The organism is Pseudomonas thermotolerans DSM 14292, from assembly GCF_000364625.1.
Classification (GTDB): domain Bacteria; phylum Pseudomonadota; class Gammaproteobacteria; order Pseudomonadales; family Pseudomonadaceae; genus Aquipseudomonas; species Aquipseudomonas thermotolerans.
Genome location: NZ_KB822603.1, coordinates 18,208 through 43,282 on the forward strand (window position 1 = coordinate 18,208; position 25,075 = coordinate 43,282).

Consider the following 25,075-nt stretch of genomic DNA (forward strand, 5'->3'; position numbering starts at 1 on the left):
CGTCAGTGCTGCAGGTGGCCGTACAACTGGGCGTACAGGCCGCCTTCGGCGATCAACTGCTGGTGGTCGCCGTCCTCGGCGATGTGCCCACCATCGAACACCAGGACCCGGTCGGCCTGCTTCACCGCGCTCAGGCGGTGGGCGATGATCAGCGTGGTGCGGCCGTTGAGGAAGCGCCTCAGAGCCTGGTGCAGGGCATATTCGGTAGCCGCGTCGAGAGCCGAGGTGGCCTCGTCGAGGATCACCACCTTGGGCTCGGCGAGGATCATCCGGGCGATCGCCAGACGCTGGCGCTGCCCACCCGACAGACGCACCCCGGAACGCCCCACCACGCTGTCCAGCCCCTGCGGCAGGGCACGCACGGTATCCGCCAACTGAGCGATCTCCAGGGCCCGCCAGCAGTCCGCATCGCTGCGCTCGCGGCCGAGGGTCAGGTTGGCACGCACGCTGTCGTTGAACAGCGCCGGATGCTGGAGGACCACCGCCACGTTGTCGCGCACCCGCTCCAGGCCGATCTCCTCCAGGCTGCTGCCGCCGAAGCGGATGCTCCCGGCCTGCGGCGTGTAGAGGCCGAGCAGCAGTTGCACCAGGGTACTCTTGCCGCCGCCGCTGGCGCCGACGATGGCCACCTTCTCGCCCGGCGCAATGGACAGGTCGAGACCGTTTAACACGGGCTCGTCGCGGTAGGCGAAGGTCAGCCCGCGCACCTCGATACCCACCGTCTCGCGGCCGCGGAACGGATCCACGGTCCCCTCGTGCTGCTGTTCGTCGGCCCGCGCCAGGAGCTCGTTGATGCGCTTCAGGGCGCCGCCGGCGGCGTAGAAGGCGTACTGCAGACCGAGCAACTGTTCCACCGGGCCGATCATGAACCACAGGTAGCTGAACACCGCCAGCATCTGGCCGATGGACAGGTCGGAGAACAGCACGGTGAGCATGGCCGCAGCGCGGAACACGTCGATGCCGAACTGGAACAGCAAGCCGCTGGCCCGCGCCGCGGCGTCGCTTTTCCATTGTGAGGCCACCGCGTAGTCGCGCACCTCGCGAGCGCGCAGGCCGAGGCGGCCGAGGAAGTAGCCCTGGCGGTTGCCGGCGCGCACCTCCTGGATCGCCTCCAGGGTCTCGGTGAGCGCCTGGGTGAAGCGCGCAGTGCTGTCGTTCTCCAACTTCTTCAGATGCTTGACGCGCTTGCCCAGCTGAACAGTGGCGAAGATCACCAGCGGGTTGAACAGCAAGATCAGCAGCGCCAGCTGCCAGTGCATCCACAGCAGGATGGCAGCGGTGCCGGCCAGAGTCAGCGCGGCGACCAGGAATTTGCTGAGGGTCTCGCCGACGAACCTGTCGATGGTGTCCAGGTCGGTGACCAGGTGGGTGGTCACCGTGCCGCCACCGAGACTCTCGTACTCGCCCAGGGAGATACGTTTGAGGCGCTCGATCAGACGGATCCGCAAACGGTACACCACGTCCTTGGAAAGCCGCGCGAACAGCCGCGCCTGCAGCACGTTGAAAGCCAACGCGGCGCCACGCAGGCTCAGGGTGAGCAGCAACATCAGGCCGATGTAGCCGACCGGCCCCTGCCAGCCAGTCGGCAGGAACAGGTCCATCACCTTGAGGGCCGCGTCGCCCTGGCCGAGCAGCACCTCGTCGACCAGCAGCGGCAGCAGCAGAGGGATGGGTACGCTGCACAGGGTGGCCAGCACCGCGATCAGGTTGGCCAGCACCAGGGCCTTGCGGTGGCGCAGCGCCAGACGGTGGATTTCCGCCCAGCTCAGCCGGTCAGGCATGGGCACCGCGCTCCAGCCAGCGGGCCAGCAGCGGCGCCAGCTCCTCCAACGGCTGGTAGCCGTTGGTCAGCAGCGCCAGCTGGCCGTTACGCTCGGCCAGCAGGGTGGGAAAGCCGGCGGTGCCGAGGTCCTGCACCCAAATGAAGTCGGCCGCGGTGGAGGCACGCATCTCCTGGCTGTCGAAGACCTCGACGAAGGTCCGCCGCGGCAGGCCGACGGCCTCCGCCAGTTCGGCCAGTACGCCCGGCTGGCCGACATCACGACCCTCGGCGTAGAAGGCGTGCTGGATGCGCTTGACCAGCGGCCAGGCCAACTCCGCCGCCAAGCTGCGCGCGGTGACCAGGGCCCGGCAGGCCGGCTCGGTGTCGTAGACGAAGCCGCCCGGCATGGCCCCCTCGAAGCTGAACGGCTGGCCGGTGGTGCGCTGCACCTCCTGCCAGTGCTCGAGGATGTAGCGCCGAGTGGCGGGATCCAGCGCCGCCCCGCCCCCGGTACGCAGGCCACCGGCCACCAGATGCAGCGCCACCCCGGCGGCCCGCGCCTGCTCGGCGAGGGCCTCGACCACCGGCGCGAAGCCCCAGCACCAGGAACACATTGGATCCATCACGTACAGCAGGCGGGCTTGGGCCACGGGCTTCACTCCTGGTCTGGGGCCGCGGCTCAGGCCAGCGGCTGGCGCGGATCACGGCCGATGGGCAGGGGCAGATTGCGCGCCCTGGCCAGTTCGATCTGCTTCTGCCGCTCGCGGGCGCTCTCTCGTGTCCTTTCCGGCAGGGAGTCCCAGCAGTGCGGGCAGCTGATGCCGGGCACGTAGGACGCGGACTGGCGATCCTCGGCCGAGATCGGATTGCGACAGGCATGGCACAGGTCGTAATCGCCCCTGGAAAGATCGTGGCGCACGGTGACACGGTTGTCGAATACGAAGCACTCGCCGTGCCACTTACTCTGTTCTTCGGGCACCTCCTCCAGGTACTTGAGGATGCCGCCCTTGAGGTGGAAGACCTGCTCGAAGCCGGCCTCGAGCATGAAACTGGAAGCCTTCTCGCAACGGATGCCGCCGGTGCAGAACATGGCCACCTTCTTGTGCCGGGCCGGGTCGAAGCGGGCTCTGACGAACTCGGGAAACTGACGGAACGACCGGGTCTCCGGATCGATGGCGCCCTCGAAGGTGCCGATGGCCACCTCATAGTCGTTGCGGGTGTCGATCAGCAGCACCTCGGGATCGGCAATCAGCGCGTTCCAGTCCTTCGGCTCGACGTAGGTGCCGACGCGGCGGTTGGGATCGACGCCGGGCACCCCCAGAGTGACGATCTCCTTTTTCAGCTTGACCTTGGTGCGGTAGAAGGGCTGCGCGTCGCAGTAGGACTCCTTGTGCTCGAGGTCGGCCAGGCGCGGGTCGCTCTTCAGCCAGGCGAGCAGCGAGTCGATGCCCTCGCGGGTACCGGAGACGGTGCCGTTGATGCCCTCCTCGGCGAGCAGCAGGGTGCCCTTGATGCCATTGGCGAGCATGGTTTGCAGCAGGGGTTCCCGCAGGGCGACGTGGTCCGTCAGGGTGACGAACTTGTACAGCGCTGCCACCACTATGTTCTGGGTCATGGAGGGACTGGCTTCCGAAGCTCGCCCGGGACGGGGCGAGACACATTGCGAAGGACGCAGTTTAACAGAACTGACTCGACCAGCTCCGCCAGCGGACTAGCCAAAGACGTCAACCTGAAGTCAATAGCGGCAACATCTTCCGCGTAGGCGGGAACGGCACCGGCAGCCACTCAACTCTGGAGCCCTAAACGATTCGAGCTTCGTGCCCCTCGATGACTGGATCGCCGGCCCCTGAGCATTACCGGCAACTACACCAGCAACGAACAAATGCACCAAGGCGATCGATGTCGCCGGCGCTTCGAACGACACCCTCAGTCTGCTTGGCGACCACAGCTACCAAGGCGAGCAGACGTAGGTCTCGGTGGTTCCTACAGCTGGAATGACGGCAAGTACACCCTGTTCGCGGAAGCCCTCGCCAACACCAGCCTCGACCACTTCGGCGACAGCTACGCCTACAAGGGGACCTTCGGCATCAGAGTGAAATGGTGATGAGCTGAGAGCTCCCGCCCCCAGAGACCGCTCCTGCCAATCGTTGATGGCAGGAGCGGTCTGTCCCGTCGGGCGGGCTGCCCTCACCGCTCGGAAAAACCGCAGCCGGGAGAGGGACGCGCCTCACTCCTCGAGGGAAACGGGCTAGCCGTGCTTGCTGCCGCCGCGGCAGGTCGGCGAGTCCGGCGCCGCGCCCTGTTCCTCCCATTCCTCGGGAGTGTAGGTGTGCAGGGCCAGGGCATGGAACTGTCCCATCAGCTCGCCGAGGGTGGCATAGACCTTCTGGTGGCGGCGGACCAGGTTCAGGCCGGCGAACGCCGGGCTGACCACCACCGCCTTGAAATGGGTCTCCAGCCCGCGGCTGTGCATATGGCTTTCGTCGAGGACTTCGAGGTATTCGGGCTCGAGGGCGGCCAGCGCCGCCCGGATACGGTCACGCATGCTCATGCAGTCTTCCACTCGCTACTACTTCTTCTTGGCCGCCTGCGGGTCCAGCTCGGCGCTCATGTCGGAGAGCAGCTTGTTGACCTCCGGCACCGCGCTCTCCAGCTTTTCCTGGGTCAGTTGGGCGGAGCGGGCGGTCAGCTCGGGCATCTTGGCGATCACCTTCTTGCCCAACGGCGACTCGTAGAAGGCCACCAGGTCCCGCAGCTCCTGCTCGGTGAAGCTGACAGTGTACAGCTTGATCAGATCCGGCTTGATCTTCTCCCAGCCCACTGCGCGGTCGAGGGCCGCGTTGGCCTTGGCCTGGTAGCTCTCCAGCACCGCCCGCTTGCTTTCCGGCGCCTGGGCCTGGGCGAAGCGCTGGGCGAACATCTGCTGGACCTGGGCGTAGACCGGCACGGTCAGCCGGTCGGCATTGGCCAGCTTGAGGAAACGTTCGGCATTGGCGGCGTGGCTGGCCGCGTCAGCCAGAACCTGGCCGCTCATTCCCACGAGGAGAACGGCAGTGCAAAGGGCGCGAATGGGAGTCATGGGAGAAATCCTTGCGGTTGGGGAAATGAACGGCGGGAGGCCATTCTGCGCCCGCCCCAGACGGCACTCAAGCCGCGCAGATGACGGATGCTTGGCGCCATGAAACACGGATTGCCAAATGACCAGCACTTGCCCATCCTTCGATCGGGTCGGCATGCTTGCGGGACGTGACCTGCCCACTCACTGAATCGACCATGGGGCGGGCGGCGAGTTGCATGGGCCGCCCGAATCCCACGAACACATGGATGTGTCCGATGACCAGTCTGCCCCCACCCATCCAGCCGCTGTGCGACGCCCGCGGCAACCTGCTGCCGGCAGCCGTCGGCTGGTCGACGCGCCCGCGCGTGCACTGCGCCCTGCGCGGTCACCTCGGCCGCCGCAAACGCTGGAACCACTGGTGCGTCACCAGCCCCCAGTGGATGCTCTCGCTGACCATCGCCGACCTGGACTACGTCGGCTATGGCGCCGTGCACTTCCTGGACATGGACAGCGGCGAGGTGTTTTCCCGCTCCCAGTTCCGCGCCTTCGGCCAGGGCTGCACGCTGCCCGACACGCCCCAGGAAAGCCACGCGTTCGACCACCCTAACCTGCAGCTGCGCGCCGACGCCCAGCCCAGGCGCCTGCGCCTGACCGCCATCGCTCCGGACCTCGGCAGCCAGCCGCTGGCCCTGGCCTTGGACATCCAGCGCCCGGCCCACCTGGAGTCGGCCAACCTGGTGGCCCCCTTCGGCCGCAAGGGTTTCCACGCCGCCTCGCGGCAGTTGGGGCTGCCAGCCAGCGGCAGTCTGCAGCTGGGCGAGCGCCAGTACCAGTGCCACGGCGGACAGAGTTTCGCCTCGCTGGACTTCGGCCGTGGTGTCTGGCCGCTGCGCAGTCACTGGACGCGCGCCACCTTCGCCGCACCAGGAGGCATCGCCGGCAACTTCGGCTCCGGCTGGGCGGAAGACGCCGGCTTCTCCGAGAATGCTCTGTGGTTCGGCGGCAGCCTGCTGCCCCTGGACTGCCCGGTACACATCGATCCGCTGCGCTCCGAGTCCCTGGCGCCCTGGCGGCTGAGTACCGACGACCAGCGCGTCGAGCTGATCTTCACCCCCCGCCAATACCACCACACCCAACCCTCCTTCAGCCCCTTCCACGTCACCACCGGCCAGTGGTTCGGCCATTTCGAGGGACTCCTGCGCAGTCCCGCCGGTGAGCGGGTGCCGGTGCGCAGCGCCCTCGGCTGGCTGGGCAGCAGCAACGCGCTCTGGTGATCCCCCCTCCCGGGCATGCGGAACCCGGACCGGGTCAGGCAGCCTAAACTGCCGGAAGACCGTCAGGAGAAATCATCATGAGCCGTATCGAAACCGACAGCATTGGCCCCATCGAAGTCGCCGAGGAGGTGTACTGGGGGGCCCAAACCCAGCGTTCCCTGATCAACTTCGCCATCGGCGAGGAACGCATGCCGATCGCCGTGATCCACGCGCTGGCGCTGATCAAAAAGGCCGCCGCCCGGGTCAACAGCCGCAACGGCGACCTGCCGGCGGACATCGCCCGGCTGATCGAACAAGCCGCCGACGAGGTGATCGCCGGCCAACACGACGACCAGTTCCCACTGCGGGTCTGGCAGACCGGTAGCGGCACCCAGACCAACATGAACGTCAACGAGGTGATCGCCGGGCGCGCCAACGAACTGGCCGGCAAGGGGCGCGGAGGCAAAAGCCCGGTACACCCCAACGACCACGTCAACCGCTCGCAGAGCTCCAACGACAGCTTCCCCACCGCCATGCACATCGCCACGGTGCGCGCCGTGCAGCACGACCTGCTGCCGGCCATCGCCGAGCTGTCCGGCGGTCTTGCCGAGCAGGCCGCTCGCCACACGCAGCTGGTGAAGACCGGTCGTACCCACCTGATGGACGCCACGCCGATCACCTTCGGCCAGGAACTGTCGGCCTTCGTCGCCCAGCTCGACCATGCCGAGCGGGCCATCCGCGCAGCGCTGCCGGCCATGTACGAGCTAGCCCAGGGCGGCACCGCGGTGGGCACCGGGCTGAACGCTCCGAAGGGCTTCGCCGAGGCGATGGCCGCTGAGCTGGCCGCGCTTTCCGGCCTGCCGCTGAGCAGCGCGCCCAACAAGTTCGCCGCTCTGGCCGGGCACGAGCCACTGGTGGCGCTGTCCGGCGCGCTGAAGACCCTCGCCGTGGCGCTGATGAAGCTCGCCAACGACCTGCGCCTGCTCGGTTCCGGACCGCGCGCCGGCTTCGCCGAGGTCAAGCTGCCGGCCAACGAGCCGGGTAGCTCGATCATGCCCGGCAAGGTCAACCCCACCCAGTGCGAGGCGCTATCGATGATCGCCTGCCAGGTGCTCGGCAACGACGCCTGCATCGGCTTCGCCGCCAGCCAGGGCCACCTGCAGCTGAACGTCTTCAAACCGGTGATCGTCCACAACTTGCTGCAGTCCATCCGCCTGCTCGCCGACGGCTGCCGCAACTTCCAGCAGCACTGCGTCGCCGGCCTGGAGCCGGACGCACGGAAGATGGCCGAACACTTGGAGCGCGGCCTGATGCTGGTCACCGCGCTGAACCCGCATATCGGCTACGACAAGGCCGCGGAGATCGCCAAGAAGGCCTACGCCGAGGGCATCACTCTGCGCGAGGCCGCTCTGGCTCTGGGCTACCTGGACGAGGCGCAGTTCGACGCTTGGGTGCGCCCGGAGAACATGCTGGGGAGCGGACAGCATGGCTGAGGTGACGAAGCATGGCGCCACCCCCCTGGAAGGCGATGGCAAGCGCATCCTTCTGGTGCTCGGCACGCCGAAGAGCGACAGCCTCTGCCACGCCCTCGCCGAAGCCTATGCCCTGGGTGCGCGCCGCGAAGGCCACGTGGTGCGCCAGCTGAAGCTCGGCGAGCTGCGCTTCGACCCGGTGCTGCACGGCGGCTACGACCACAACCAGACCCTCGAACCCGACCTGCTCGAAGCACAGCGGCAGATCCACTGGGCCGAGCACCTGGTATTCGTCTACCCGGTGTGGTGGGGTGGCCTGCCGGCGCTGCTCAAGGGCTTCTTAGAGAGGGTGTTCCTGCCCGGCTTCGCCTTCCGCTACCGCGACCAGCGCCGCAGCCAGTCGTGGGACAAGCTGCTCAGCGGGCGCACCGCCGACCTGCTGGTCACCCTGGACACGCCGCGCTGGTACTTCCGCTGGATCTACGGCGCCCCGGCACACCGCCAGATGGTGCGCACCATCCTCGGCTTCTGCGGAATCAAGACCCGCCGGCTGGCGGAGTTCGCCCCGGTGCGCCCCTCCTCCGAGGCCCAGCGCCAGGACTGGCTGCGGCGCGCCGAGCAGCTCGGCAGCCGCGTCTGAATCCCCCCGTCAGAGGCTCTGCAACCCCGGCCTCGCCCGACGCGCCCGATAGCTGCGCAGCAGCGAGGGCGCCAGGGCGATGGTCGCCGAGCCCAGCACCACCAGCAGCGCGCCCAGATAAGCAAGCAGGTTGAGCGTCTCCGGTTCGACGTGTTCGGGCCATAGCACCGCGGCGCCGGCCACCGCGACGAAGGTCACCAGCGGGGTGATGGCCAGGGTCGCGCTGACCCGCGACGCCTCCCAGTGAGCCAGGGCCTCGGCGAAGGCGCCGTAGGCGACCAGGGTGTTCAGGCAGCAGGCGAGCAGTAGCCAGCCCTGCAGCGGGCTCAGCTCCAGCACTTGGCGCGGCTGGGCCCAGGGGGTGAGCAGCAGGGCGCAGCCCAGATAGATCACCATCATGATCTGCACCGAGTGCCAGACGGTGAGCAGTTGCTTCTGCGCCAGGCCGTAGAAGGTCCAGACGAAGGCCGCTCCGAGCACCACCAGCACCCCGGTCGTATAGCGGGTCATGGAGCTGAACAGCTCGTCCAGGCGCTGGTTGAAGAACAGTCCGAAGCCGCCCAACATCACCAGCAAGCCGAGGCCCTGGCCGAGGCTGAAACGCTCGCGGAACACGAACAGGCTGCTGATCAGGAACAGCACCGGCGCCACCTGAATGACCAGTTGGGTAGTGCCCGGGCTGAGCATATCCAGGCCGAACAGGTAGAGCACGTAATTGCCGGTCAACCCGGCGATGGCCAGTCCCAGCAGCCAACGGCCGTTGCGGCCGAGGGCGGCGAAGCTGGGCAGGCGACGACTGGCGGCCAGGTAGAGGAACAGCAGGGCGCCGGAAACCAACAGGCGATACCAGGTCACGGTCACCGGGTCCATGACCCGCAGGACCTCCTTGAGCTTGATGGGCAGGATGCCCCAGAGCACGGCGGTGACCAGGGCGAGGAACAGGCCGTAGAGCCAACGGCCGGAGGAGATGTGCATGGCAGACGTCCAGACAGGCAGGGCCGGCAGAGCCGGAAAAGGACTCATTCTAGACAGCCTGCTCCCAGCGGCACAGTAACAGCTCGGAAGGCTGATCGACCGCAACTGTATCGCTCGTCCTGCCGCATCACGAAGTCGGCGCCAAATTTATGCGAATGCCCTGGCAATTGTGCCGATCACGCGGATAACTGCGACCACTTGTCGACACCCATGGCAGCCCGCTAGAGTCCCGCCACAATTCCAATATCGCCCGTTTCGTAGACGAGGTATTGCCATGTACGTACAGCGCGAGACCGACCTCGGTCCCGGCACCTACTACCGTAGCGGCCGGATCAGCACGGTGAACGGCCAGCATTTCTTCTCCACCCGTGAAGGCACCCTGGAAGGTCCCTATTTCACCCGCTTGGACGCGGAGCGGGAGATCCAGCGCTATATCCTCCGCCAGCGCCAGGCCCAGGGCCTGCTGGAAAGCCGCAACTTCTGAGCCCCTGAGCGGGCATGAGAAACCGCGCCCAGCGCGGTTTCGTCGTTTGCGGAACGCTTCAATCCCGCGCCAGGGCCTTCTCCAGGGCCTCATTGATGGTGCGCAGCACCTTGACCCGCGCATGGCGCTTGTCGTTGGCCTCCACCAGGGTCCAGGGCGCCAGCGCGGTGCTGGTACGGTCCACCATGTCCTCCACCGCATCCACGTAGAGGTCCCACTTCTCGCGGTTGCGCCAGTCCTCGTCGGTGATCTTGTAGCGTTTGAAGGGCATGCTCTCGCGCTCCTTGAAGCGCTGGTACTGGGTGTCCTTGTCGATCGCCAGCCAGAACTTCACGACGATCACGCCGTGCCGCTGCAGGTGTTCCTCGAAGTCATTGATCTCGCCGTAGGCGCGCATCCAGTCGGCTTCCGAGCAAAAGCCCTCGACCCGCTCCACCAACACCCGGCCGTACCAGGAGCGGTCGAAGATGGTGATCCCGCGCCTGGCCGGCACGTGCCGCCAGAAGCGCCACAGGTAGGGCTGGGCGCGCTCCTCCTCGGTGGGCGCGGCGATCGGCACGATGCGGTACTGACGCGGGTCCAGGGCCTCGGTGACGCGACGGATGGCGCCCCCCTTGCCGGCCGCGTCGTTGCCCTCGAAGACCAGCACCAGCGCGTGGCGGCGGAAGCGCTTGTCGCGAATCAGGCCGTTCAGGCGGATCTGCTCGGCCAGCAGCTGCTCCCGGTACTCGTCCTTGCCCAGGCTCAGGGACAGGTCCAGGCTGTCCAGCAGGCCGCGCTGGTCGATACTGGAAACCAGCGGCGCGCAATGCGGATTGACCCTGTGGTGCCGACGGTTCTTGAGCGCCACCTGCAGGCTGTCGAGGAGGATGCGCCCGACACTCAGGCTGCGGTAGCGCGGGTCCGCCCCGGCGATCACGTACCAGGGCGCGAAATCCTGGCTGGTGCGCCGCAGGACCAGCTCGGCGGTCTCCACGATCTTGTCGTAGACCTTGGCCTGGGCCCAGTCCAGCACGCTGATCTGCCAGCTCTGCCGGGGGTCGTCGGCCAGTTCTCGGAGGCGCCTCTTCAGCTGCTTCTTGGACAGGTGGAACCAGAACTTGAGGATCAGCGCGCCCTCGTCGCTGAGCATCCGCTCGACGCGGACGATCTCCTCCATCGCCTGCTCCAGGCGGTCCTTCTTGATCCGCCCCTGGGCCCGGGCGACCAGCAGCTCGCTGTACCAGTTGCCGAAGAAGATGCCGATCTTGCCCTTCGGCGGCAGGCGCCGCCAGTAGCGCCACTGCGGCGGTCGCGCCAGCTCCTCGTCGGTGGGCAGCAGAAAGCCCTCCACCTGGATCTGCCGCGGATCCATCCACTCGTTGAGCAGTTTGACCGTCTCACCCTTGCCGGCCCCCTCGATGCCGTTGATCATCAGGATCACCGGGAAGCGCGCCTGTTCCCGGAGTTCGAACTGGGCGGCGAGCAGCGCCTCGCGCAGCGTGGCGACCGCCTGCTCGTAGGTTTCCTTGTCGACGCTATGGCCGATCTCTGCTGACTCGAACATGGAACTCCCCCTGACTGGATCCCCCTAGCCTAGCGAAGTCGTCTCTGAACCGCTCGGCTCCGGCATGGGGCGGATCGGCTAGAATGCGCCTCCCGTCCATGAGGCCCGCCATGTCCGAGACACCCGACACCTTCAGCCACGCCCGCATCGACTGGGACGAGCAGGGGCTACCCCATTCCCGGCAGTTCGACGACGTCTACTTCTCCCGCGCCGACGGTCTGGAGGAGACCCGCCACGTGTTCCTCGCCGGCAACCACCTGGCCGAACGCTTCGCCGCACTGCCCGAGGGCGGCCGCCTGGTGATCGGCGAGACCGGCTTCGGTACCGGGATGAACTTCCTCTGCGCCTGGGAGCTGTTCGAGCGCACGGCGCCGGCCAGCGCCCGTCTGCACTTCGTCAGCGTCGAGAAGTACCCGCTGACCCGTGCCGACCTCGAGCGTGCCCTCGCCCTCTGGCCGCACCTGGCCCCCTACTCCGCGCGCCTGCTGGATCAGTACCGGGCCATCCATCCGGGCTTCCAGCGCCTGCTGCTGGACGGCGGCCGGGTGGTGCTGACCCTGCTGATCGGCGATGCCCGGGACTGCCTGCGCCAGCTGGACGGGCACATCGACGCCTGGTTCCTCGACGGCTTCGCCCCGGCCAAGAACCCGCAGATGTGGAACGCCGAGCTGTTCGCCGAGCTGGCTCGTCTCTCGGTCCCCGGCACCACCCTGGGCACCTTCACCAGCGCCGGCTTCGTGCGCCGGGGGCTGATCGCCGCCGGCTTCGACATGCAGCGCATTCCCGGCACGGGCAGGAAGCGCGAGGTGATGCGCGGGCGCTTCACGGGTAGCCCGGCGCCGGCCGGCAAGCCCTGGTTCGCCCGTCCGACATGGCCTGCGGCGCGCCGTGAGGCCCTGGTGATTGGTGGCGGGCTGGCCGGCTGCGCCACCGCCGCCAGCCTGGCCGCCCGCGGCTGGCAGGTGAGCCTGCTGGAACGCCACGCTGGGCTCGCCGAGGAAGGCTCCGGCAACCCCCAGGGGGTGCTCTACCTCAAGCTGTCCGCCCACGGCACCCAACTGTCGCGGCTGGTGGTCAGCGGCTTCGGCTACACCCGCCGGATCGTCGAGCGCCTGCAGCGCGGCCAGGACTGGGACGCCTGCGGCGTGCTGCAGCTGGCCTTCGACGCCAAGGAGGCGGCACGCCAGGCCCGGCTGGCCGCAGCCTTCCCCGTCGATCTGCTGCGCGCGGTGAGCCGCGAGGAGGCCGAGACCCTGGCCGGCATCGGCCTGCCGGCCGGCGGGCTGTTCTTCCCCGAAGCCGGCTGGCTGCATCCGCCGGCGCTGTGCCGGCTGCTGGCGACACACCCGAACATCCGCCTGCTACCCCATCAGGAAGCAGTGGAACTACGTCGCGACGGTGACCGCTGGCAGGCCCTGGACGGCGAGCGCCTGCTCGCCGAGGCGCCGGTGGCGGTCCTGGCCGGCGCCGCCGAGGTCGGCCGCTTCCCGCAGGCCGCCGGCCTGCCGCTCAAGCGCATCCGCGGGCAGATCACCCGCCTGCCGGCCAGCGCAGAGTCCCGGGCCCTGCGCACCGTGGTCTGTGCCGAGGGCTACGTCGCGCCACCGCGCAACGACGAGCACACCCTCGGCGCCAGCTTCGACTTCGTCGGCAGCGAACCGATCCCCACCGTCGCCGAACACGTCAGCAACCTGACCCTGTTGGAGGAGATCTCCGCCGACCTGGCTCGCCGCGTGGGCGCCGAGCAGCTCGTCCCCGAACACCTGGAGGGCCGCGCCGCCTTCCGCTGCACCAGTCCGGACTACCTGCCCATCGTCGGCCCGCTCGCCGATGCCGAGGCCTTTGCCGCCGCCTACGCGGTGCTCGCCCGGGACGCCCGCCAGGTGCCGGACACCCCCTGCCCCTGGCTGGACGGCCTGTACGTCAATACCGCCCACGGCTCCCGCGGGCTGATCACTGCGCCACTGGCCGCCGAGCTGCTGGCCGCCTGGCTGGACGACGAACCGCTGCCCCTGCCGCGCGAGGTGGCCGAGGCCTGCCACCCCAACCGTTTCCTGCTGCGCAAGCTGATCCGCGGCCAATGACCGCAGGCTGACGCGACGAACGACGGTTGCCTTTTTTGGCATCCAACATATACTCCACCCAGTATATTGATAGGGAGTATGCCGATGCGCCTGTTCACCACCCTGCTCTGCTGTGCCCCGCTGCTCGCCCAGGCCGCCGACCTGGCACAGCTGCGCGGCGAGGCCGAAGCCCTGATCCCGCCGTTCCAGCAACAGCTGCTGGCCAGCGTGCAGACCGCGGTCGCCGCAGGCGGTCCGATACAGGCCGTCGAAGCCTGCCGCCAGCTGGCCCCCGGCATCGCCCAGCAGCACAGCGTCGCCCCCTGGAAAGTGGGGCGAACCGCCCTGCGCCTGCGCAACCCGGACAACCGCCCGGATGCCTGGGAGCAGGCCGTGCTGGAAGATTTTCAGCGCCGCAGCCAGGCCGGCGAGTCTGTCGCCAGCCTGAGCCGTGCCGAAGTGGTGGACGGCGAATTCCGCTACATGCGTGCCATCGCCACCGGCGAGCCCTGCCTGGCCTGCCACGGCAGCGCGATCAAACCCGAGCTGGTGAGGCTGCTCGACCGTCACTACCCGCAGGATCAGGCCCGCGGCTTCGCCGCCGGCGAACTGCGCGGCGCCTTCACCCTGCGCCGCCCCCTGGAGCCCTGAGATGACTACCCCCAACACCCAGCAGCAGGACGCCATGCTCAAGCGCCTGGCCCGCGTCGAGGGCCAGATCCGCGGCATCCAGGCGATGATCCGCCGCGGCGAGGAATGCGAGGCCATCGCCCAGCAGTTCGCCGCCGCGCGTAAGGCCCTGGACAAGGCCTACCAGGAGATGCTCGCGTGCCTGCTCGAGGAAACCGTGCTCGACCCCGCGCGCGACGATGCCGAGACCCTGGCCCGCGTGCGCGCCATCTTCACCAAATACACCTGATACTCCTGGGGAGTACCTAAAGATGAGCGACGACATCCGCCTGATCGACGCCTCGCGTTTCGCCACTGCCCGCCAGGAAGGCCGCGTGCGCTTCCTGATCGACGTGCGCAGCCCGGCGGAATTCCGTGCCGGGCATGTCGCCGGTGCCCGCAACGTGCCCCTGGACCGCCTCGATCCGGCACGCCTGGTCGCCCAGCTCCGCGCCGAGGGCCTGCAAGCCGGCGACGAGCTGTACCTGGTCTGTCAGCGGGGCCAGCGCGCCCGCCAGGCCGCCGAACGCCTACACGGCCTGTTGCCGGGAGTGCAGGTGATCGAAGGCGGCACCGAAGCCTGCCTGGCTTGCGGTTTGCCGGGCGAAGGCAGCGGTGGCGGCGTGATCGGATTGCAGCGCCAGGTACAGATCGCTGCCGGCAGCCTGGTGTTGCTCGGGGTAATCCTCGGCACCTGGCTGCACCCGGGCTGGTACGGCCTCTCCGCCTTCGTCGGCGCCGGGCTGACCTTCGCCGGGCTCAGCGGCACCTGCGGCCTGGCTCTGTTGCTGGCGCGCATGCCCTGGAACCGCTGATGTTCCTCGAATCCCTCGGCATCGGCGCACTGCTCGGCCTACTGCTCGGCCTCACCGGCGCCGGCGGTTCGCTGGTCGCCCTGCCGCTGCTGCTCAGCCTGCATCTGCCGCTGCGCGATGCCATCGGCGTCAGCCTCGGCGCGGTGGCCCTCACCGCCCTGATCGGCGCCATGCCGCGTGCCCGCCAGGGTCAAGTGGCCTGGCTGCCGGTGCTGTTGCTCAGCCTCGCCGGCCTGCCCGGCAACGCCTTCGGCCAGTGGCTGGGGCGCTTCGTCCCCGAAGCCGCGCTGCTGGTGGCGTTCTGCGTCCTGGTGCTGTGGTCGGCATGGCGCCTGTGGCGCAGCGCCGAGCTGCCGCGCTCCGGCAACGGACCGCTGCGCAGCCTGCCACTGCTCGCCATCGGCCTGGGGGTCGGCGTACTGTCGGGACTGATGGGTGTCGGCGGCGGTTTCCTGATCGTGCCGGCGCTGCTGTGGTTCACCCCGCTGTCGATACTCGCGGCGGCGGCCACCTCGATGGCGGTGATCGCCCTGGTCTCCGGCGGCGGCTTCCTGCTCTACCTGACCCATGCCCACCCGTCACCGCTGCTGCTCGGCAGCCTGGCGGCCGGCGGCGCGCTCGGCGTACTGCTCGGCAACCAGTTGGCGCTACGCCTCGGCGGCCCGCTGCTGCAACGCATCTTCGCCCTGCTGCTGGTGGCCGCCAGCCTAACGCTGGCCGGACAAAAACTGTTCTAGGAGGGATTCGAAATGCTGTTCCGCCAACTCTTCGATAGCACCAGCTCGACCTACACCTACCTGCTCGCCGACCGGGGCGAGGCGCTGCTGATCGACCCGGTCAAGGACAAGCAGGACGATTACCTGCGCCTGCTCCGCGAACTGGACCTGCGCCTGCTGCTGGCGCTGGATACCCATACCCACGCCGACCACATCACCGCCCTCGGCGACCTGCGCGACGCCACCGGCTGCCGAACCGGCATCGGCGCGCAGAGCGGCAGCGCCTGCGCCAGCTTCACCTTCGTCGAAGGCCAGCGCCTGGCCTTCGGCGGGCGGGAACTGGTCGCCTGGCACACACCGGGACACACCGACGACTCCTACTGCTTCCTGCTGCCAGGCGACGCCCGGGAGCCGGCGAAGCTGTTCTCCGGCGACACCCTGCTGATCCGTGGCACCGGCCGCACCGACTTCCAGAACGGCGACGCCCGCGCCCAGTGGGCCAGCCTGCAGCGCCTGTTGGCGCTGCCCGGCGACACCGAGGTGTGGCCGGGCCATGACTACAAGGGCTGGACCCGTTCCAGCATTGCCGAGGAAGCCGCCCACAACCCGCGCCTACAGGTGGCGGACGTCGAGGCCTACGTCGAGCTGATGGCCAGCCTGAAGCTGCTGCCCCCCGAGCTGATGGACATCGCCGTGCCGGCCAACCGGGCCTGCGGCCAGGTCTGAAGCGCCGGATACCGCGGTCACGAAAAGTTCCGCATATAACGAATCGATCTAAACGATTCAGGAAGATGCCGGTCGGACCCTTACTGCCTGCATAAGCAAGCGGTATCCCCAACGGCAAAACCGGTAAGGAACAATGTGCGGAATAGCTGGAGAACTACGCTTCGACCAACGACCGGCCGACCTGGCCACCCTTGAAAGAATCACCCACCACATGGCCCCCCGCGGTCCGAACGCCTGGGGCTTCCACAGCCAGGGCCCGATCGCCCTCGGCCATCGCCGCCTGAGGATCATGGAGCTGTCCGACGCCTCGGCTCAGCCGATGACCGATAACGATCTGGGCCTGGCCCTGACCTTCAACGGCGCCCTCTACAACTACCCCGAACTGCGCCTCGAGCTGGAACGGCTCGGCTATCGCTTCCATTCCGACGGCGACACCGAAGTGCTGCTCAAGGGCTACCACGCCTGGGGCGCCGACCTGCTGCCGCGCCTGAACGGCATGTTCGCCTTCGCCATCTGGGAGCGCGATCGCCAGAGCCTGTTCGTCGCCCGCGACCGCCTGGGCGTGAAGCCGCTGTACCTGGCCGCCGACGAGCGCCGCCTGCGCTTCGCCTCGAGTCTGCCGGCACTGCTCGCCGGCGGCGACCTAGATACCCGCCTCGATCCCGTGGCGCTGAACTTCTATCTCAACTTCCACGCCGTGGTGCCGGCGCCGCGCACCATCCTCGCCAGCGTGGAGAAACTGCCGCCGGCCACCTGGCTGCGCGTCGACGCCCAGGGCCGCCGCGAGCAGCACTGCTGGTGGGCGCCGACCTACGGCCCGCGCGAGGAGGAGCGGGCATTCGAACTGGCCGACTGGCGCGAGCTGACCCTGCAAACCCTGCGCTCGGCAGTAGCAATCCGCCAGCGCGCGGCGGTGGAGGTCGGCGTACTGCTCTCCGGTGGGGTGGATTCCAGCCTGCTGGTCGGGCTGCTCCGCGAGGCGGGCGTCGCGCAGCTGTCCACCTTCTCCATCGGCTTCGCGGACGCCGGCGGCGAGCGCGGCGACGAGTTCGTCTACTCGGACCTGATCGCCAACCACTACGCCACCCGCCACCACCAGTTGCGCATCGCCGAGAGCGAGATCATCAAGCAGTTGCCGGCGGCCTTCCGGGCCATGAGCGAGCCGATGGTCAGCCACGACTGCATCGCCTTCTACCTGCTCTCGCGGGAAGTCTCGAAGCACTGCAAGGTGGTGCAGAGCGGCCAGGGCGCCGACGAGCTGTTCGCCGGCTACCACTGGTACCCGCAGGTGGACGGCGCCGAGGACCCTGTCGCCGCCTACCGCACGGCCTTTTTCGACCGTGATCACGACGAGTACGCCGCCTGCGTGCAGCCGGCCTGGCTCACCGACGACCATGCCGGCGCCTTCGTCCGCGAGCACTTCGCCCGCCCCGGCGCCAGCGCCGCGGTGGATAAGGCACTGCGCCTGGACAGCACGGTGATGCTGGTCGACGACCCGGTGAAGCGCGTCGACAACATGACCATGGCCTGGGGGCTGGAAGCCCGCACTCCGTTCCTCGACTACCGCCTGGTGGAGCTTTCGGCGCGCATCCCGGCGCGCTTCAAGCTCCCCGACGGCGGCAAGTACGTGCTCAAGGAGGCAGCGCGCAAGGTCATCCCCCACGAGGTGATCGACCGCCCCAAGGGCTACTTCCCGGTGCCCGGACTCAAGCACCTGCAGGGTGCCACCCTCGACTGGGTGCGCGACCTGCTCCTCGACCCCAGCCAGGACCGCGGCCTGTTCGAGCCACGCATGCTCGACCGGCTGCTCAGCGACCCCGAGAGCCAGCTCACCCCACTGCGCGGTTCCAAGCTCTGGCAGCTCGCTGCCCTCAACCTGTGGCTCAGCGAACAAGGAATCCACTGATGCGTACCCATTCCCAGATCAGCCAGCGCCTGCAGCGCATTCAGACGCCGTCCTACGATCGCCTGCTGGCGCGCTTCGCCGAGGACGGTCGCGCGCACCCCGAGGAGCCGGTGGCCCTACACTGCGGCTGGGGCCGCCTGCTGGTCGGCCACACCTTCCCCGACTCGCGCAGCCTGGCCGACGAACTACTCAGGGAGCGGCCCGGCGAACGCGACATCGCCCTCTACGTGGCCGCGCCGCAAAAGGTGCTGTCCTACGCGCCGCAGCAGCTGTTCCTCGATCCCTCCGACACCCTGCGCCTGTGGTTCAGCGACTACCGCCCGGCGACCCGCACCTTCCGTGGCTTCCGCATCCGCCGCACGCATCAGGACAGCGACTGGGAGGCGATCAACTGCCTGTACCAGAGCCGCGGCATGCTGCCGGTCCAACCCGCACTGCTCACCCCGCACCACCTGGGCGGACCGGTCTACTGGCTGGCCGAGGACGAGGACAGCAACGCGGTGATCGGCAGCGTCATGGGCATCGACCACCGTAAGGCGTTCAACGACCCGGAGGCAGGCAGTAGCCTGTGGTGCCTGGCAGTGGACCCGCAGTGCACCCGCCCGGGGGTGGGCGAGAGCCTGGTGCGCCACCTGATCGAGCACTTCATGGGCCGCGGCCTGGCCTGCCTGGACCTCTCGGTGATGCACGACAACCGCCAGGCCAAGGCGCTGTACGCCAAGCTCGGCTTCCGCGAGCTGCCGACCTTCGCGGTCAAGCGCAAGAATGTGTTCAACGAACCGCTATATCTCGGCCCGGACCCGGCGACGGAGCTCAATCCCTACGCCCGGATCATCGTCGACGAGGCACGCCGGCGCGGCATTGAGGTGCAGGTCGACGACGCCGAAGGCGGCATCTTCACCCTCAGCCACGGCGGCCGCCGGCTGCGTTGCCGGGAGTCGCTGTCGGACCTGACCAGCGCGGTAAGCCTGACCCTCTGCCAGGACAAGCAGCTCACCCACCGCACCCTCGCGCGCGCCGGCCTCTGCCTGCCAGCCCAGCGCCTGGCCGGCACCCCGGCGGAGAACGCCGCGTTCCTCGCCGAGCACCGCCGGGTGGTGGTCAAGCCGGTAAACGGCGAGCAGGGCCAGGGGGTGGCCGTCGACCTGCGCGGCGAGGAGGAGCTGCAGGCCGCCATCGAGCAGGCCCGCCGCTTCGACCGCCGGGTACTGCTGGAGAGCTGCCACGACGGTAGTGACCTGCGCATCCTGGTGATCGGCTTCGAGGTGGTGGCCGCGGCCCTGCGCCGCCCGCCGGAAATCGTCGGCGACGGCCGGCACAGCGTCGCCCAGCTGATCAAGGCCCTGAGTCGCCGCCGGCAGGCCGCCACCGGCGGGGAAAGCCGCATCCCGCTGGATGCCGAGACCCGGCGCACCCTGCACGCCGCCGGCTACGGCTACGACAGCGTGCTGCCGGCCGGCGAGCGCCTGGCCGTGCGGCGTACCGCCAACCTGCACACCGGCGGCAGCCTGGAGGACGTCACGGCCCTCCTCCATCCCGCCCTGGCCGAGGCGGCGATCACCGCGGCGCGGGCCCTGGACATCCCGGTGGTCGGCGTCGACCTGCTGGTGAAGGCCGCCGACCAGCCCGACTACGTGTTCATCGAGGCCAACGAACGCGCCGGCCTGGCCAATCACGAGCCGCAGCCGACCGCCGAGCGCTTCATCGATCTGCTGTTCCCGCTGAGCAAGGGAGTCGGCTGAGCGCCGCCCTCTCCCCGGACCTTTCCCAGAGACAGAGGGAGTGCCGTCTCCCCTCTCCCGCTCACGGGCGAGGGGCCGGGGGTGAGGGCACGAGCCGTCGCCCCCCGAGGAGCCCATATGCCCAAAAGCCCCGAACCCGACCTCGACTACCTCAAGCGCGTGCTGCTCGAACTGCTCGCCATCCCCAGCCCTACCGGCTTCACCGACACCATCGTGCGCTACGTCGCCGAGCGGCTCGAGGAACTGGGCGTGCCATTCGAGCTGACCCGCCGGGGCAACATCCGCGCCACCCTGGCCGGCCGCCAGTCCAGCCCGGACCGCGCGGTGTCGGCGCACCTCGACACCATCGGCGCCATCGTCCGCGAACTGAAGGACAACGGCCGCCTCGGACTGGCGCCGGTGGGCTGCTGGTCGAGCCGCTTCGCCGAGGGCAGCCGGGTCAGCCTGTTCACCGACAACGGCCTTCTCCGGGGTAGCGTGCTGCCGCTGCTGGCCTCCGGGCACGCCTTCAACACCCGGGTGGACGACCTGCCGGTGAGTTGGGACCACGTCGAGCTGCGCGTCGACGCCTACTGCGCCACCCACGCCGACTGCGAGGCACTGGGCATCGCGGTCGGCGACTTCGTGGCCTTCGACCCGCTGCCGGAGTTCACCGAGAGCGGCCACATCAGCGCCCGCCATCTGGACGACAAGGCCGGCGTCGCCGCCCTGCTCACCGCCCTCAAAGCCCTGCTGGAATCCGGCCAGGAGCCGCTGATCGACTGCCACCCGATCTTCACCATCACCGAGGAGGTGGGCTCCGGCGCGGCGGCCACCCTGCCCTGGGACGTCAGCGAGTTCGTCGGCATCGACATCGCCCCGGTGGCCGCCGGCCAGCAGTCCAACGAGCACAGCGTCACCGTGGCCCTGCAGGACTCCGGCGGGCCCTACGACTACCACCTGTCCCGGCACCTGCTGAAGCTGGCCCGCGAGCAGGATATCCCGGTGCGGCGCGACCTGTTCCGCTACTACCACAGCGACGCCCAGTCGGCGATCACCGCCGGCCACGACATCCGCACCGCGCTGCTGGCCTTCGGCTGCGACGCCACCCACGGCTACGAACGCACCCACATCGACAGCCTGGCCGCCCTCGCTCGCCTGCTCGCCGGCTACCTGCTCAGCCCGCCGGTGTTCGCCAGCGACGCCCAGGTCACCCAGGACTCCCTGGAGAGTTTCAGCCACCAGCTGGAGCACGACGCGCAGATGGAAAGCGAGACCCGCGTCCCACCGGTGGAAGCCGTGGTCGGGCAACGCGATCCGGAGACTTGAAGAGAAGCGCGCAGAAGAGCAAAGTGCCATCAATGGTCACAGAGGCCGTCGACAGTTGCCCTGAACGGCCACCAGAAACACTAGAGGATCAGGGATGCCTCGACTTTGCCTGGTGTTGCTGCTGCTCTGCTGCGCTCTGCCCTCCTGGGCCTCTCCCCTGGCACGGCTGGACAGCCATGACGTCCGCCTGTCGCTGGGGCCGCACCTCAGCTATCTGGAAGACCCCGACGGCAGCCGCTCCCGCGATGCAGTGCTGGCCCTGCCGGATAGCGCCTTCACGCCGGTCAGCGGGGTCCACGCCAATCTGGGCAAGAACGACTCCATCTGGTGGCTGCGCACCCGCCTGAACAACCTCAACGGCCACCCGCTGCACGGCTACCTGGAGATCGACTATCCGCTGCTCGACGACTTGCGCATCGAGCTGATCCGTCCCGACGGGCGCAGCCAGCTGTTCACCGCCGGCGATCGCTACCCCTTCACCCAACGCCCGGTGCAGGTGCGCCACTTCTGGTTCCCCCTGGAGGTGCCTCCCGGGGTCAGCACCCTGCTGATCCGCGTGCACAGCACCAGCACCCTGTTCCTGCCGGTCTACTTCAGCACCTACGACGCCAGCGCGGCAGCCCAGGAACCGCTGATGGGCCTCAATGGCGCCTTCTACGGGGTGCTGTTCGCCATGTTCGTCTACAACCTGTTCCTGTTCGTCTCGCTGCGCGAGCGCAGCTACTTCTGGTACCTGGTGTACATCCTCAATGTCGGCCTGATGTCCATCAGCTTCGACGGCCTGCTGTTCCGTTTGCTGCCCGACTGGGTGAGCCTGCAGGCCCACGGCATCTACCTGTTCGTCTACCTGCACTGCCTGGCCGCCCTGCAGTTCAGCCGACACTTCCTGCACACCCAGCAGGTCTCCGCGCACCTCGACCAGAGCCTGCGCGTGCTGATGCTGCTGGTGGCGGCCTGCCTGATCGGCGGCCTGCTACTCGATCTGCGCTCCTGGGGCGTGCTGTCCAGCCTGGCGGCCCTCCTGACCTCCCTGTACCTGCTGCTGTGCGGCCTCTACGTGTGGCGCCAGGGGCTGCGCTACGGCATCTACTACATCCTGGCCTGGGGCATCCTGTTGTTCGCCTTCGTGCAGATCACCGGCGACTCCCTGGGCCTCGGCCTGCTCGGCATCTACGGCGCGGCGGTGGTGAAGATCGGCGTGACCATCGAGCTGATGACCCTGTCCATCGGACTCGCCGACCGCATCAATCTGCTCAAGGAGGAAGGCTTCCGCTCGCGTCAGGCAGCCGCCCAGGCGGACAGCGAGAACAAGGCCAAGAGCCGCTTCCTGGCCAAGATGAGCCACGAGATCCGCACCCCGCTGAACGGCGTGCTGGGCATGCTGCACCTCCTGAAGGAAACCCCACTGGACCGCACCCAGCGCTTCTACGTGGACACCATCTCCAGCTCCGGCAGCTCGCTGATGACGGTGATCAACGACATCCTCGACTACGCGCGCATCGAGTCCGGCAAGCTGCACCTGGAACACATCGACTTCGACCTCGAAGAGCTGCTCTCCGACACCCTCAGCCTGTTCACGGCCCAGGCCCTGGCCAAGAACCTGCGCCTCTACCTGAGCCTGGAGGCCGGTGTGCCGCGCCACCTGCGCGGCGACCCGACACGCCTCAAGCAGGTGCTGATGAATCTGCTCAGCAACGCCCTGAAGTTCACCCAGGAAGGCTACGTGGCGATCAACGTCTGCCGCCGCTCCAGCCTGGACGATTCAGAACGCCTGGTGTTCTCCGTCAGCGACAGCGGCATCGGCATTCCCCGCGAGGCACAGCTGCACCTCTTCGAGTCCTTCGCCCAGGGCGACTCCAGCACCACCCGGCGCTACGGCGGCAGCGGCCTCGGCCTGGCGATCAGCAAGGAGCTGGTGGAAATGATGAAGGGCTGCATCGAGGTACACAGCACCCTGGGCCAGGGTACCCGCTTCACCTTCGACATCCCCCTGGATGCCCGGGAGGCCGAGGAGGACGAGCTGGTACGTCTGCTGCGCGGCCAGAGCGCCCTGCTCTGCTCCCTGGACGGCCTCGGCCTCGATGCCCTGGAACGCCTGCTGGCCCGCTGGGGGATGCGCACCGCGCGCTGCCAGAATCCCGAGCGCCTGCTGGAGTGCTTCGACGACTTCCCCAGCCCGCCGCTGCTGGTGCTGATGGCGCCCTGGCCGGGCAGCGCCGAGCACTGGCTGGACACCCTGCTGCCGCGCCTGCAGCTCGACCAGCGGATTCTGCTATTGTGTCCGCCGGATCAGGGCATGAGCCTGCCCGCTCAGCGCAGCCTACGCGCGCAGGGCCTGACCCTGCCCCTCAGCCTACGCCCCTTACGGGAAACCCTCATGGAGCTCTACGTAGAGCGCCGCCGGACGCCGCGTCCGGCCCAACCGGACAGCCTCGGCGAAGGTGTCGAAGCGCCCTGCATCCTGGTCGCCGAGGACAACCTGGTGAACCAGATGGTGGTCCAGGGCTTCCTCAAGAAGCGCGGCTACCAGGTGCGCCTGGTCAACAACGGCCGCGCCGCCCTGGAAGAGTACCGGCGCACCCCTGAGGCCATCCGGCTGATCCTCATGGACTGCGAAATGCCGGAGATGGACGGCTTCGAGGCCACCCGGCAGATCCGCCAGCTGGAGCGGGAACGTCAGCTATCGCCGGTACCGATCATCGCCCTGACCGCGCACATCTTCGACGAGCACCGCCAGCAGGGCATGGAGGCCGGCATGGACGACTTCCTCGGCAAGCCGCTGGACGGCGAGCTGCTCTACGCCACCCTGGACCAGCACCTAGCCAGGCAGCCCCTGGAGAGCTGAGGCGCAGCACCACTGCGGACCTGCTAGTATCCGCGCGCCGTCCCGGAGACCATCGCCATGCTGATCCCCCACCACCTGCTGGAACCCGATACCCTGACCCGCCTGATCGAAGACTTCGTCACCCGCGACGGCACCGACAACGGCGACGAGACGCCGCTGGCCACCCGCGTCGAACGGGTCCGCCGGGCATTGGAAAAGGGCGAGGCGGTGATCGTCTACGACGCAGCCAGCAGCCAGTGCCAACTGGCCCTGAAGCGCGAGGTGCCGAAGGAGTGGCTGGAGGACTGAAGGCTGCACGCCGCGGAACGCGCGGCTGCCACGCTCAAGGCTGCGAGAAGCGCGGGCCGAACAGCACTATGCTCGCGCCCAGCACGCAGAGCGCGGCGCCCAGCCAGTCGCTGGCCAGCGGCCGGGTTCGCTCGATGCAGGCCAGCCAGAGCAGCGACGAAACGATGTAGATGCCGCCGTAGGCCGCGTAGGCGCGCCCCGCGTAGCTGGCCTCGACACGGGTCAGCAGCGCCGCGAACAGCGCCAGACTGAGCAGCGCGGGGGCCAGCCACCAGACGCTGCGGCCCAGGCGCAGCCACATCCAGAAGGCATAGCAGCCGCCAATCTCGAAGAGCGCGGCGAGGAAGAACCACAGGTAGTTGATCATCGGCTCGGGGTCATCCGTGCAGGCTACCTTCACGCTCCCAGGCGCAGCGCACGCGCAGGCTGTCGTGGGGGGAATGGAAGCCCTTCTCCGACTCCCAGCGGAAAGTGTGGTTGCCGTTCAACTCGGTCTCCAGGTGGACCACCGCGCTGGCCCAGTAGAGGCGCCGCAGCAGCGCCTCGAACTGCTCGACCCACAGCTTCCACTCGTACTCCACCGCCTGGTAGCTGGCGCCGAAGTGGATCAGCTGGGTCTGGTACATGCCCTGGCCGGGCACCTCGCAGAAAGAGAACATCTCACGACCGAGGAAGGGCCAAGCCTCTCCGCGCGGTAGCGCATCCAGCGCGCGGCGGTTGCTGTCGCGACGCTGGCGGCGCTGCTCGGGATCGGCCGAAGGCCAGTCGCGGATGCAGCCATAGACGAAGGATTCGGATTCCACGGAT

24 protein-coding genes are annotated in these 25,075 nt (G+C 68.4%); 15 read left to right on the plus strand and 9 right to left on the minus strand.

Translation table 11 applies throughout. The features are described 5' to 3' along the window. Positions 1–2: 2 nt before the first annotated feature. The 5 genes from H165_RS0105220 to H165_RS0105240 form a co-directional block, all read right to left on the minus strand. Entirely contained in the window at positions 3–1,781 is a 1,779-nt protein-coding gene (locus tag H165_RS0105220; protein ID WP_017937852.1) for an ABC transporter ATP-binding protein, read from the minus strand. Beyond that, complete coding sequence (locus H165_RS0105225; protein ID WP_040640587.1) at positions 1,774–2,385, minus strand: DsbA family protein; 612 nt, start codon at positions 2,383–2,385, stop codon at positions 1,774–1,776. The genes H165_RS0105220 and H165_RS0105225 overlap by 8 nt, the downstream gene beginning before the upstream one ends. Before the next feature lie 56 nt (positions 2,386–2,441). Beyond that, positions 2,442–3,377: an oxygen-dependent tRNA uridine(34) hydroxylase TrhO gene (trhO, locus tag H165_RS0105230; protein ID WP_017937854.1), complete on the minus strand. Its 936-nt coding sequence runs from the start codon at positions 3,375–3,377 to the stop codon at positions 2,442–2,444. 633 nt (positions 3,378–4,010) lie between these two features. After that, complete coding sequence (locus tag H165_RS0105235; RefSeq protein WP_017937855.1) at positions 4,011–4,313, minus strand: BolA family protein; 303 nt, start codon at positions 4,311–4,313, stop codon at positions 4,011–4,013. 18 nt (positions 4,314–4,331) lie between these two features. Beyond that, on the minus strand, positions 4,332–4,841 hold the full coding sequence (locus H165_RS0105240) for a DUF2059 domain-containing protein (RefSeq protein WP_017937856.1): 510 nt from the start codon (positions 4,839–4,841) through the stop codon (positions 4,332–4,334). 254 nt (positions 4,842–5,095) lie between these two features. Between H165_RS0105240 and H165_RS0105245 the strand changes: the two genes are divergently transcribed. The 3 genes from H165_RS0105245 (at position 5,096) to H165_RS0105255 (ending at position 8,185) form a co-directional block, all read left to right on the plus strand. Continuing rightward, positions 5,096–6,094, plus strand: coding sequence for a DUF2804 domain-containing protein (locus H165_RS0105245; RefSeq protein WP_017937857.1), 999 nt, complete (start codon positions 5,096–5,098; stop codon positions 6,092–6,094). 77 nt (positions 6,095–6,171) lie between these two features. Continuing rightward, complete coding sequence (locus H165_RS0105250; protein WP_017937858.1) at positions 6,172–7,566, plus strand: class II fumarate hydratase; 1,395 nt, start codon at positions 6,172–6,174, stop codon at positions 7,564–7,566. Continuing rightward, positions 7,559–8,185, plus strand: coding sequence for an NAD(P)H-dependent oxidoreductase (locus tag H165_RS0105255; protein ID WP_017937859.1), 627 nt, complete (start codon positions 7,559–7,561; stop codon positions 8,183–8,185). The genes H165_RS0105250 and H165_RS0105255 overlap by 8 nt, the downstream gene beginning before the upstream one ends. Positions 8,186–8,194: 9 nt before the next feature. On the opposite strand, the gene H165_RS0105260 is transcribed toward H165_RS0105255, so the two are convergent. Continuing rightward, complete coding sequence (locus H165_RS0105260) at positions 8,195–9,160, minus strand: DMT family transporter (protein ID WP_017937860.1); 966 nt, start codon at positions 9,158–9,160, stop codon at positions 8,195–8,197. 274 nt (positions 9,161–9,434) lie between these two features. On the opposite strand from H165_RS0105260, the gene H165_RS0105265 reads away from it, so the two are divergent. After that, positions 9,435–9,644 carry a DUF6316 family protein gene (locus H165_RS0105265; protein WP_017937861.1) on the plus strand — a complete coding sequence of 70 codons (210 nt, stop codon included), beginning with the start codon at positions 9,435–9,437 and terminating at the stop codon, positions 9,642–9,644. 58 nt (positions 9,645–9,702) lie between these two features. Here the strand turns inward: H165_RS0105265 and pap are convergent, their stop codons facing one another. Next, positions 9,703–11,190 carry a polyphosphate:AMP phosphotransferase gene (gene pap / locus H165_RS0105270; RefSeq protein ID WP_017937862.1) on the minus strand — a complete coding sequence of 496 codons (1,488 nt, stop codon included), beginning with the start codon at positions 11,188–11,190 and terminating at the stop codon, positions 9,703–9,705. Positions 11,191–11,300: 110 nt separating this feature from the next. On the opposite strand from pap, the gene mnmC reads away from it, so the two are divergent. From mnmC to H165_RS0105325, 11 genes are all read left to right on the plus strand, one after another. Then, complete coding sequence (gene mnmC, locus H165_RS0105275) at positions 11,301–13,274, plus strand: bifunctional tRNA (5-methylaminomethyl-2-thiouridine)(34)-methyltransferase MnmC2/FAD-dependent 5-carboxymethylaminomethyl-2-thiouridine(34) oxidoreductase MnmC1 (RefSeq protein WP_017937863.1); 1,974 nt, start codon at positions 11,301–11,303, stop codon at positions 13,272–13,274. A gap of 84 nt (positions 13,275–13,358) precedes the next feature. Continuing rightward, positions 13,359–13,904: a Tll0287-like domain-containing protein gene (locus H165_RS0105280; RefSeq protein ID WP_017937864.1), complete on the plus strand. Its 546-nt coding sequence runs from the start codon at positions 13,359–13,361 to the stop codon at positions 13,902–13,904. Between the two features lies 1 nt (position 13,905). Further along, a complete protein-coding gene (locus H165_RS0105285; protein ID WP_017937865.1) occupies positions 13,906–14,172 on the plus strand; it encodes a metal-sensing transcriptional repressor in 267 nt (88 codons plus the stop codon). A gap of 22 nt (positions 14,173–14,194) precedes the next feature. Further along, positions 14,195–14,737 carry a rhodanese-like domain-containing protein gene (locus H165_RS0105290; protein ID WP_017937866.1) on the plus strand — a complete coding sequence of 181 codons (543 nt, stop codon included), beginning with the start codon at positions 14,195–14,197 and terminating at the stop codon, positions 14,735–14,737. Beyond that, entirely contained in the window at positions 14,737–15,474 is a 738-nt protein-coding gene (locus H165_RS0105295) for a sulfite exporter TauE/SafE family protein (RefSeq protein ID WP_017937867.1), read from the plus strand. Before H165_RS0105290 ends, H165_RS0105295 begins: the two co-directional genes overlap by 1 nt. Before the next feature lie 12 nt (positions 15,475–15,486). Beyond that, on the plus strand, positions 15,487–16,179 hold the full coding sequence (locus H165_RS0105300; protein ID WP_017937868.1) for an MBL fold metallo-hydrolase: 693 nt from the start codon (positions 15,487–15,489) through the stop codon (positions 16,177–16,179). Positions 16,180–16,312: 133 nt separating this feature from the next. After that, positions 16,313–18,085: an N-acetylglutaminylglutamine amidotransferase gene (locus H165_RS0105305; RefSeq protein WP_026146383.1), complete on the plus strand. Its 1,773-nt coding sequence runs from the start codon at positions 16,313–16,315 to the stop codon at positions 18,083–18,085. Further along, the gene (ngg, locus tag H165_RS0105310; RefSeq protein WP_017937870.1) at positions 18,085–19,827 is read left to right on the plus strand and encodes an N-acetylglutaminylglutamine synthetase; all 1,743 of its coding nucleotides are present in this window, start codon (positions 18,085–18,087) and stop codon (positions 19,825–19,827) included. The genes H165_RS0105305 and ngg overlap by 1 nt, the downstream gene beginning before the upstream one ends. 117 nt (positions 19,828–19,944) lie before the next feature. After that, positions 19,945–21,135, plus strand: coding sequence for an osmoprotectant NAGGN system M42 family peptidase (locus H165_RS0105315; protein ID WP_017937871.1), 1,191 nt, complete (start codon positions 19,945–19,947; stop codon positions 21,133–21,135). Between the two features lie 94 nt (positions 21,136–21,229). Then, entirely contained in the window at positions 21,230–23,980 is a 2,751-nt protein-coding gene (locus H165_RS0105320) for a hybrid sensor histidine kinase/response regulator (protein ID WP_026146384.1), read from the plus strand. A gap of 57 nt (positions 23,981–24,037) precedes the next feature. Further along, positions 24,038–24,268 (plus strand): YheU family protein, encoded by a 231-nt coding sequence (locus H165_RS0105325; RefSeq protein WP_017937873.1) that lies wholly within the window; start codon positions 24,038–24,040, stop codon positions 24,266–24,268. Positions 24,269–24,302: 34 nt separating this feature from the next. Here the strand turns inward: H165_RS0105325 and H165_RS0105330 are convergent, their stop codons facing one another. Then, positions 24,303–24,635: a YnfA family protein gene (locus tag H165_RS0105330; protein ID WP_017937874.1), complete on the minus strand. Its 333-nt coding sequence runs from the start codon at positions 24,633–24,635 to the stop codon at positions 24,303–24,305. Positions 24,636–24,645: 10 nt separating this feature from the next. Further along, complete coding sequence (locus tag H165_RS0105335; protein ID WP_017937875.1) at positions 24,646–25,071, minus strand: hypothetical protein; 426 nt, start codon at positions 25,069–25,071, stop codon at positions 24,646–24,648. Positions 25,072–25,075 lie beyond the last annotated feature (4 nt).